Raw genomic sequence first — 9,904 nt, 5'->3', positions numbered from 1 at the left:
ACCTGGAACACTACGAATTCCGTCTGGTGAGCGAAGCGCTGGCCGAGCGTGAAGTGCTGCTGAAGCTGGCACCGCACATCGCGTTCCCGATGCGTTTCCGCCTGCCGCACCAGCCGCACCTGCGTCCGGCCTGGATGATCCGTATCGGCCTGTTCCTGTACGATCACTTGGGCAAACGCACCAGCCTGCCGGGCAGCAAGGGGTTGCGCTTTGGACCAGAGTCAGTGCTGAAGCCTGAACTGAAGCGCGGTTTCGAATATTCCGACTGCTGGGTCGACGATGCTCGCCTGGTGGTGCTGAACGCGCAGGAAGTGGAAAAACGCGGCGGCGAAGTGCGCACCCGCACCAAAGTGACCCGCGCATGGCGTGAAAACGACCTGTGGATGGTGGAAGCGGTCGATATCGACAGCGGCAAAACCTTCACCTGGCGCGCCAAAGGCCTGGTGAACGCCACCGGCCCGTGGGTGAAAAACTTCTTCGACGACGGCCTGAAGCTGAAATCGCCTTACGGCATCCGTCTGATCAAAGGCAGCCACATCGTGGTGCCGCGCGTGCACGATCAGCCGCAGTCTTACATTCTGCAGAACGAAGACCACCGCATCGTGTTCGTGATCCCGTGGAATGACGAGTTCTCCATCATCGGCACCACCGACGTGGAGTACAAAGGCGATCCGAAAGACGTGAAGATCGACGAGAACGAAATCGCTTATCTGCTGAAAGTGTACAACGATCACTTCAAGAAGCAGCTGGGCCGCGACGACATCGTCTGGACTTACTCCGGCGTGCGTCCGCTGTGCGACGACGAGTCCGATTCACCGCAGGCGATCACCCGCGATTACACGCTGGACGTGCACGATGAGCAGGGCAAAGCGCCGCTGCTGTCGGTCTTCGGCGGCAAGCTGACCACCTACCGCAAGCTGGCCGAGCATGCGATGGAAAAACTGGCCCACTACTACCCAGGCTGCGGCCCGGCGTGGACCAAAAACGCCACGCTGCCGGGCGGTGACATCGACGGCGACCGCGACGGCTACGCGGCCAAACTGCGCCGTGCGCACGGCTGGTTGCCGGAAGCTCTCGCGCGCCGCTATGCCCGCACCTACGGCAGCCAGAGCGAGCTGATCCTGGCCGGCGCCAACGGCCTCGCCGATCTGGGCGAAGATTTCGGCCACGGTCTGTATGAAGCCGAGCTGCGCTACCTGACCGAGAAAGAGTGGGTCGTAGAGCTGGCCGACGCCATCTGGCGCCGTACCAAGCTGGGTATGTGGCTGGACGAGGCGCAGCAGGCGCGAGTGAAAGCCTGGCTGGCAGAACACGCGAAAACGAAAGCGCTGTCTCTGGCTTCCTGAGCCGCAGCGTAACGAAAAAACGAAAAAGGGCCGATTATCCGGCCCTTTGCTTTTTTCCTGCCCCGCTTTACAGCTTCACCGGCTGAATGTGCCAGATTTCGTCCGCGTATTCCTGAATGGTGCGATCGGAGGAGAAGTAGCCCATGTTGGCGATGTTCAGCACCGCACGCCGCGTCCATTCGTCCTGATTGAGATAGACCTCGTCCACCTTGTCCTGCGTGTCCACATAGCTGCGGTAATCCGCCAACAGCTGATAGTGGTCGCCGAGGTTGACCAGCGAGTCGAACAGATTGCCATAGCGTTTCGGCTCTTCCGGGCTGAACACGCCGGTAGCGATCTGCGTCAGCGCCTGATGCAGCTCCGGGTCTTGCTCATAGTACTGGCGCGGGTTGTAACCGTTGCGGCGCAGCTCCTCGACCTGCTCGGCGGTATTGCCGAAGATAAAGATGTTCTCCTCCCCCACGTGCTCGCGCATCTCGACGTTGGCGCCGTCCAGCGTGCCGATGGTCAGCGCGCCGTTCAGCGCGAACTTCATATTGCTGGTGCCCGAGGCCTCGGTGCCCGCCAGCGAGATCTGCTCCGACAGATCCGCCGCCGGGATAATGATCTGCGCCAGGCTGACGCCGTAGTTCGGAATGAACACCACCTTCAGTTGGGTATGCACGCGCGGATCGTTGTTGATCACTTTGGCCACGTCGTTGATCAAGCGGATGATCTGCTTGGCGGCATAGTAGGCCGAGGCCGCCTTGCCGGCGAAGATCACCACCCGCGGCACGCGCTCGATCTCCGGATCGTCCAGCAAACGGTTATACAGCGTGATGACGTGCAGCACGTTGAGCAGCTGCCGTTTGTACTCGTGGATGCGCTTGATCTGCACGTCGAACAACGCATCCGGGTTAACCACCACGTTGAGCGTTTTGGCGATATACAGCGCCAGCCGCTCCTTGTTCTGCCGCTTGGCGCGCTGTACCGCCTGCAGGAAGCTCGGGTAGTCGATATTGGCCTGGATCTCGCTCAGTTGGCTGAGATCGGTGCGCCAGGTTTGGCCGATGCAGTCGTCCAGCACCGCCGCCAGCGGCGGGTTGGCCAGCGCCAGCCAACGACGCGGCGTTACCCCGTTGGTTTTGTTGCAGAAACGAGTCGGGAACAGCCGGGCGAAGTCGGCGAACAACGACTGCACCATCAGTTCAGAATGCAGAGCGGAAACGCCGTTGACCTTGTGGCTGGCCACCACCGCCAGCCACGCCATGCGCACCCGGCGGCCGTTGGTTTCGTCGATGATCGAGACCCGCGCCAGCAGATCGTTGTCGCCCGGCGCCACTTCCTGCACCATCTTGAGGAAGTGATCGTTGATTTCGAAAATCAGCTGCAGGTGGCGCGGCAAGATGCGGCCTATCATGTCCAGCGGCCAGGTTTCCAGCGCCTCGCTCATCAGCGTGTGGTTGGTGTAAGAGAACACCTGCTCCACCACTTCCCAGGCGTCGAGCCACTTGAATTTGTGCTCGTCGATCAGCCGGTGCATCAGCTCGGGAATCGACAATACCGGGTGGGTGTCGTTGAGGTGAATGGCGATTTTGTCCGCCAGGTTGTCGAAGGTTTTGTGCATCAGCCAATGGCGATTGAGGATATCCTGCACCGTGGCCGACACCAGGAAATACTCCTGCCGCAGCCGCAGTTCGCGCCCGGAGGAGGTCGAATCGTCCGGATACAGCACGCGCGACACGTTCTCCGAATGGTTTTTATCTTCCACCGCCGCGAAGTAATCGCCCTGGTTGAACTTGCCGAGGTTGATCTCGTTACTGGCCTGCGCGCCCCATAACCGCAGCGTGTTGGTGGCGTCAGTGTCAAAACCGGGGATCACCTGATCGTAGGCGATGGCCACGACCTCTTCGGTCTCCAGCCAACGCGCCTTGGCGCCCTCCTGCTGCACGCGGCCGCCGAAGCGCACCTTGTAGCGGGTGTTATGGCGCGGAAACTCCCACGGATTGCCGTACTCCAGCCAGTAGTCCGGCGATTCCATCTGTTGGCCGTTGACGATGTTCTGCTTGAACATGCCGTATTCATAGCGAATGCCGTAGCCGCGCCCCGGCAGCGCCAGCGTGGCCAGCGAGTCGAGGAAGCAGGCCGCCAGCCGGCCCAGACCGCCGTTACCGAGCCCGGGGTCGTTCTCTTCCTCCAGCAGCTCCGCCAGGTTCAGCCCCATCTCATTCAGCGCATTGTCGATATCCTGATAGATGCCCATCGACAGCAGCGCGTTAGACAGAGTGCGGCCGATCAGGAACTCCATCGACAGGTAATACACCTGCCGCACGTCTTGAGACAGCTGGGCGCGGTTGGAACGCAGCCAGCGCTCCACCATGCGATCGCGCACCGCGAACAGTACGGCGTTCAGCCAATCGTGCCGGTTGGCGATAGCCGGATCCTTGCCGACGATAAACATCAGCTTATAGGCGATGGAGTGTTTCAGCGCTTCCACACTGACCGTAGGTGAGGTGTAACTAAACGGTGAAGTCATGGCTTTTTAATCCCTTGTAGGGAGCCCCGCCATTCGCCGCGGAATAGCGGGCTCCGCTGAACATGGACGCGATACGCCGCGCCCCGACAATCTACCCTTACGGCTGCCCGCCGTGCGTCAACCCGAGACGCGAAACGCGGGCTACAAGCGTTGATAAAGCGATAAATACTCTTTCGCCGCCACCGGCCAGCCGAAGTCCACGCTCATGGCGTGACGCTGAACGTGGCGCCAGTGTTTCGGCCGGCTCCACAGCACCATGGCGCGGCGGATGGCGTTGCCCAGCGCAACGGCGTCGCAATCGTCGAACACAAATCCGCTGGCGGTGCCGTCGGCCAGGTTCTCTAGGGCGCAGTCCACCACCGTGTCCGCCAGCCCGCCGGTACGGCGCACCAGCGGCAGCGTGCCGTATTTCAGGCCGTAGAGCTGCGTCAGGCCGCAGGGCTCGAAGCGGCTCGGCACCAGAATGACGTCGGCGCCGCCGATGATGCGGTGGGAGAAGGATTCGTGATAACCGATCTGCACGCCGACCTGCTCAGGGTAGTCGGCGGCGGCGGCCAGAAACGCCTGCTGCAGCACCGCGTCGCCGGCGCCCAGCAGCGCCAACTGCCCGCCCTGCGCCAGCAATTCGGGCAACGCCTGCAGCACCAGATCGAGGCCTTTCTGGCTGGTCAATCGGCTCACCACCGCGAACACCGGCAGCGATTCGTCCACCTTCAGTCCCATGGCCTTTTGCAGATGCAGCTTGTTTTTGACCTTGCTTTTCAGATCGTCGGCGTCATAGCGGGCGCTCAGCCGCGGGTCGTGGGTCGGATCCCAAATCTTGTCGTCCACGCCGTTGAGGATGCCGCTCAGCCTGCCCTGCCGCTGCCGCTCCTGCAGCAGCCCCTCCATGCCGTAGCCGAACTCCGGCCGGGTGATCTCGCGCGCATAGGTCGGGCTGACGGCGGTCACGTGGTCGGCATAAAACAACCCGGCCTTGAGGAACGACATCTGGCCGTAGAACTCCAGGCCATAGACGCTGTAAAACGACGCCGGCAGCCACAGCTCGGTCACGTGATGGGCGGAGAACAGCCCCTGGTAGGCCAGGTTGTGCACCGTGAACACCGAACGCGCCGGGTGGCCGTTGGCGGCCAGATAGGCGCAGCTGAGACCGGCGTGCCAGTCGTGGGCGTGCACCAGCTGCGGGCGCCAGTAGCGATCCAGCCCCTTGGCCAGCTCGCAGGCCATCCAGCCCAGCAGCGCAAAGCGCCGGTGGTTGTCGGGGTAGGCGTACATGGACTGATCGTGGTACGGGCTGCCCGGCCGGTCATACAGCCAGGGCGCATCGAGCAGGTAAATGCCCACGCCATGATAGGTGCCGTAACGCAGGCCCACCCGGCCGGCGAACGAATCGATTTCCGCCACCAGCACGGTGTCCGGAATGCCGTTGCGTACGTCAGGGAAAGCGGGCAATAGCACCCGAACATCGGCGCCTTCGGCGATTTGCGCCGCCGGCAGTGCGCCAACCACGTCTGCGAGTCCGCCCGTTTTCAGCAGGGGGAACATTTCAGAACATACGTGTAAGACCTGCATTATCACTCCTGAAAGTCGGCCGAAGGCCTCTGGATAAGAAATAAAGCAGGCTTGCCGCTGTTATGTGTGCCGCGTTGCGCAAGCCATCGAACCGTTCATCGGGCGGCAGGCTATCGTTCTGCCGCCCACGTTAACTCACAATTTTGACAACATTTCGCGCGTCACCAGCACGATGCCGCCTTCCGAGCGATAAAAACGCTTGCTGTCCTCATCGGCGTTTTCCCCGATCACCATGCCCTCCGGAATGTGGCAGGCGCGGTCGATGATGCAGCGCCGCAGGCGGCAGGAACGGCCGACGTTCACGTCCGGCAACAATACGGTAGAGTCGATGGTGCAAAACGAGTTCACTCGCACGCGCGGGAACAGCACCGAATGCACCACCACCGAGCCCGAGACGATACAGCCGCCGGACACCAGCGAGTTCATGGTCATGCCGTGCACCCGGGTCGGTCGGTGCACGGCGGCCACCTCGTCGTACACCTCGGCGAGACGCTGGGCGGTGACCTCCCACGAGTAGTGCCGACGGGCCCGGGCCCGCGCCGCGCCCGCGTACGCGAACCGGCGGATCCGGTCGTCGAGCAGCGCGCGCAGCGCCTCCCCCAGCGCACGCGGATCCCGCGCCGGCACCAGGTCACCTGTCACGCCGTCGACGACCGTGTCGCGCAGACCGCCGACGGCGGTGGCCACCACGGGCACCCCGCACGCCATCGCCTCCAGCGGAGTCAGCCCGAACGGCTCGTACCAGGGCGCCGCGACCAGGATGTCCGCCGAGCGGTACCAGCGGCCCATCTCCTCCCGGGGCACCGCGCCGACCAGGCGGACCCGGTCGGCGACGCCGCAGCTGCCGGCGAGCGCCCGCAGCCGCCGGGCGTACGGGTCGGTCTCCAACAGGCCGGCCGGTGGGCCACCCACCACCACGCACTCGGCCTCGGGCACGTGCGCCATCGCCCGGACCACCGTCTGGAAGCCCTTGCGTTCCACCAGCCGTCCCACGGTGAGGATCCGGGGCCGGTCGGGTTCCCGCTCGGTGGCTGGACCGAGCGGGGCGAACGTGGTCAGGTTCACCCCGGACGGGATGACTGTCATCGCCGACCGGGGCACGCCCATCCGGACCAGCTCGCCGACCTCGTCGCGGCACTGCGCGATCACCCGGTCCACCGAGCGCCCCAGCTGGCGCTCGTAGCCGATCCGCCGGGCCGGGCTGGTGTCCTGCACGCCCTGGTGACGACGCTTCACCGTGCCCAGCGCGTGGTACGTCTGCACCACCGGCACCCCGGTCCGCCGGCCCGCCTCCAGCGCGGCCAGCCCGCTCATCCAGAAGTGTGCGTGGATCACGTCGGGGGCCCAGTCCCCGCCCCGCCACCTGTCGATGAGCCAGGAGCCGAACGGGCGCATGTGCGGCAGCAGCGCGTCCTTCGCCACCGGCTCGGCCGGCCCGGCCGGGACGTGCACCACGTCGTAGCCGTCCGGACTGCGTACGGTCACCGGTAGGTCCACCGCGTCGCGGCGGGTGTAGACCCGCACGTCGTGTCCGGCGGCGGCGAGCGCTGCGGAGAGCTCCGCGACGTGCGTGTTCTGGCCACCGGCGTCCTCGCCGCCCAGGATGGCGAGCGGGCTGGCGTGCTCCGAGATCATCGCTATCCGCATACTTCCTCCTCCAGCAGCCGGTCCCAGTCGGTGAGGAAACGGTCGAGGCCGTAGCGTTCACGGGCGGCGACGCGGGCCGCAGCGCCCGCCCGGCGTGCCCGCTGCGGTTCGGCGACGAACCGGCCGGCGGCCTCCAGCAGCGTGTCGACCCGGGTGGAGAGGGCACCGGCACCCGGCGGCACCGCCATCACCGCCTCGGTGGTGGCCAACGCCACCACCGGCATGCCCATCGTCATCGCCTCGATCAGGCTCAACCCCAGCGACGTCCACCGGCACAGGTGCAGGTACGCCCGGCGGCGTGCCAACTCGGCGTGCATCCGGTGCTGCGGCACGTCGTCGTGGCTGACCAACCGGTCGGCCGGCAGACCGAGGTGCTCGGCCAGCCCGGCCACCTCCATGCCGAAGACGTCAAGCGGGGCGATCTCGGCGAACCGGGGCAGCAGGTCGGTGCCGGTGACCCGCCAGCGGCGGACCGGCTCGTTGATCACGACGGCCAGCCTGTCGAGTTCACCTGTGTACTCGACGGCCGGCGGCACGATGCCGTGGTCGACGACTGTGGTCCGGGTCGTGCCGGTGTCCCAGAACAGCTCGTTGAAGGCCGTCACGTGGGCGATGAGCAGGTCGTCCCGGTCGGCCATCGGATGGCGGCTGTTGGGGACCTGACCGTCCTTCGGGGTGTTGTGCTCCACGTAGATCGCCGGCAGGTCCCGGCCGGGCCGGCGACCGAGCCACTCCTCGGCCAGGTCCAGTTCCTCCGGGCGTTGCAGGATCACCAGGTCGACCTCGGCGGTGCGCAACTGCTCCGGGCTCACCTCCGCGGCGCTCTCCGGCCAGGTGTACGTCCGGGCCCGACCCAGCCCGTACGGTCCCCGGTCCGGGGTGGCCGGAATCAGGTAGCGGTGCTTGCCGTGCACGAACGAGGTGGTCCAGGAACCGTGCACGTGCCAGAGCAGGATGTTCATCCGGCACCCCCACCACCGACGCCTGCCACCTCGGGTACCGCCCGCGACCCGGCCGGACCGGCGGACGGTCGGTCCGGCGAGACACCGAGCAGTCGCAACGCGTCGAGCACGGCGCCCGGCTCGACGCCGCTGAGGCAGGGATGTCCGGGTACCGGACACCGTGCGGCCCGGGTGTCGCGGCAGGCCGCGGTGGCGTCGCCGAGGCGTACCGTCGGCACCCGCCACGGCCCCCACTGCCCGAAGGGGACGGTCGGCGCGAAGAGGCTCACCACCGGCACGCCGTACGCGGCGGCCAGGTGCGCCGGCCCGGTGTTGCCGACCACCACCGCGCCGGCGGCGGCCACCACCCCGGCCAGCTCGGCCAGGCCGGTGCGGCCACCGAGGTCCCGGCAGTGCCGTCCGGCGACCCGCGCGGTGAGTTCCCGCTCGTGGGGACCGCCGGTGACCACCACCCGGTGCCCGGCGGCGCTCAGTTCGTCGGCGATCCGCTCGGCCAGCTCCGGCGGGCAGCCCCTTGCCGGTGCCGCCGAGCCGGGATGCAGCACCACGTAGCCCGGTGCGCCGGCCTCCGTCGGTGGCGGCGGGACCGGACGCAGCCGCAGCTGCGGCACGTCGCCCTCGCCGAGCACGTAGCCGGCGGCGGCGGCCAGCGAGAGCGCCCGCTCGGCCTCCGGCACACCTGCCGGCACCCGGTGCCGCACGTCCAGCAGGCTGCCGGGGTAGTCGTCACTGATCGCCGCGATCCGGGCGACCCCGGCCATCCGTAGCAGCAGGGCCAGCGGCAGCGGCGACTGGTGGAACGAGGTGAAGATGACCGCCTCGTCGGCGCCCACCGAGGCCAGCCGGGTCACCAGGGTGGCCATCTCCCGCGCGTCGACCGGCGCGGGGTCCGGGTCGATCCAGGGCAGCCGGTGCTCGACGATCTCGTCGACGCCGGGCAGCAGGTCGGCGGCGGCCCGACCACGGGGCCCGCAGAGCAGCACCACCCGTTCGGCCCCGGCGGCGACCGCCCGGACACCCGGTCCGGTCACCAGCACGTCACCCGCCGAGTCCGACCGCACCACAAGCACCGTGCGACCGTCACCGGGGCGTTCCCCGCGAGATCGACGGGCACCCGTGGCACCGGCCCCCGCCACGGGCTCCGCCGGGCGCAGGGAAGCCTGGCGTCGCAGGATCTCCGCGACGGCCGAGGGCAGGTCGGCGGCCACCCAGGGGGCCGTCGCCACCTCCTCGGCGCGGGTCACCGGCGTCGGGACCAGGATGCCGGCCGCGCCGGCGGCCAGCGCCGCCGTCACGTCGCGGCCGATGTCACCGATCATGGCGCAGCGGGCGGGTACGGTGCCCAGCGCCCGCGCGGCGGCGTGCACCAGACCCGGTCTCGGCTTGCGGCACCCGCAGTCGTCCCCGTCGTCATGGGGGCACACCTGCCAGGAGTCGAACGGGCCGAGCAGGGCTTCGATCCGGCGGTGCACCCGGTGCAACTGCCGCTCGGTGAACAGGCCCCGGGCCAACCCGGACTGGTTGGTCACCACGGCGAGCTTCAGCCCGGCCGCCCGCAGCCGGTCCAGCGCCGCGCGGGCCCCCGGCATCGGGCGCACCTTGTCCGGATCCGAGTTGTACGGCACGTCCTCGACCAGGGTGCCGTCGCGGTCCAGCAACACCGCGTCGAACAGGACCGGGCGGGACAGGGTCCGGTCGACATCGGCCAGCACCCCAGCTGACCTGCGCTGATCCGGCTCCCCATGGTCCTGTCGCACGGGCGGCGGGTTCCCTGCGCCCCGGTGAGTAAACGTCACCCGCGACGCGGCCGACGACACCGCGCACCGACGGCACCCGCACGGCCGCCCGCGGTTGGCCTTACC

The 9,904-nt window shown here is 67.2% G+C and carries 5 protein-coding genes and 1 pseudogene; 1 reads left to right on the top strand and 5 read right to left on the bottom strand.

The genetic code is table 11. From position 1 onward, the window contains the following. On the top strand, positions 1-1,346 hold a 1,346-nt coding region (gene glpD, locus AB0I71_RS26540; protein WP_357589049.1), incomplete at its 5' end, for a glycerol-3-phosphate dehydrogenase. A 67-nt stretch (positions 1,347-1,413) separates the two neighbouring features. Here the strand turns inward: glpD and glgP are convergent. The 5 genes and pseudogenes from glgP to AB0I71_RS26515 form a co-directional block, all read right to left on the bottom strand. Next, on the bottom strand, positions 1,414-3,861 hold the full coding sequence (gene glgP / locus AB0I71_RS26535; protein ID WP_025304564.1) for a glycogen phosphorylase: 2,448 nt from the start codon (positions 3,859-3,861) through the stop codon (positions 1,414-1,416). Between the two features lie 141 nt (positions 3,862-4,002). After that, positions 4,003-5,433 (bottom strand): glycogen synthase GlgA, encoded by a 1,431-nt coding sequence (glgA, locus tag AB0I71_RS26530; protein ID WP_164100202.1) that lies wholly within the window; start codon positions 5,431-5,433, stop codon positions 4,003-4,005. Positions 5,434-5,871: 438 nt separating this feature from the next. After that, positions 5,872-7,080, bottom strand: a pseudogene (locus AB0I71_RS26525) (glycosyltransferase); the annotation flags it as partial. Continuing rightward, on the bottom strand, positions 7,071-8,042 hold the full coding sequence (locus tag AB0I71_RS26520) for a glycosyltransferase (RefSeq protein ID WP_357589046.1): 972 nt from the start codon (positions 8,040-8,042) through the stop codon (positions 7,071-7,073). The pseudogene AB0I71_RS26525 and the gene AB0I71_RS26520, both read right to left, overlap by 10 nt. Further along, positions 8,039-9,703, bottom strand: coding sequence for an HAD-IIIA family hydrolase (locus tag AB0I71_RS26515; RefSeq protein WP_357589057.1), 1,665 nt, complete (start codon positions 9,701-9,703; stop codon positions 8,039-8,041). The genes AB0I71_RS26520 and AB0I71_RS26515 overlap by 4 nt, the downstream gene beginning before the upstream one ends. Positions 9,704-9,904: the final 201 nt, after the last annotated feature.

The organism is Micromonospora sp. NPDC049891 (assembly GCF_040660295.1).
GTDB lineage: Bacteria > Actinomycetota > Actinomycetes > Mycobacteriales > Micromonosporaceae > Micromonospora.
The sequence above is the reverse complement of the archived record's forward strand: the minus strand, read 5'-3'. Positions and strand labels throughout refer to the sequence as shown.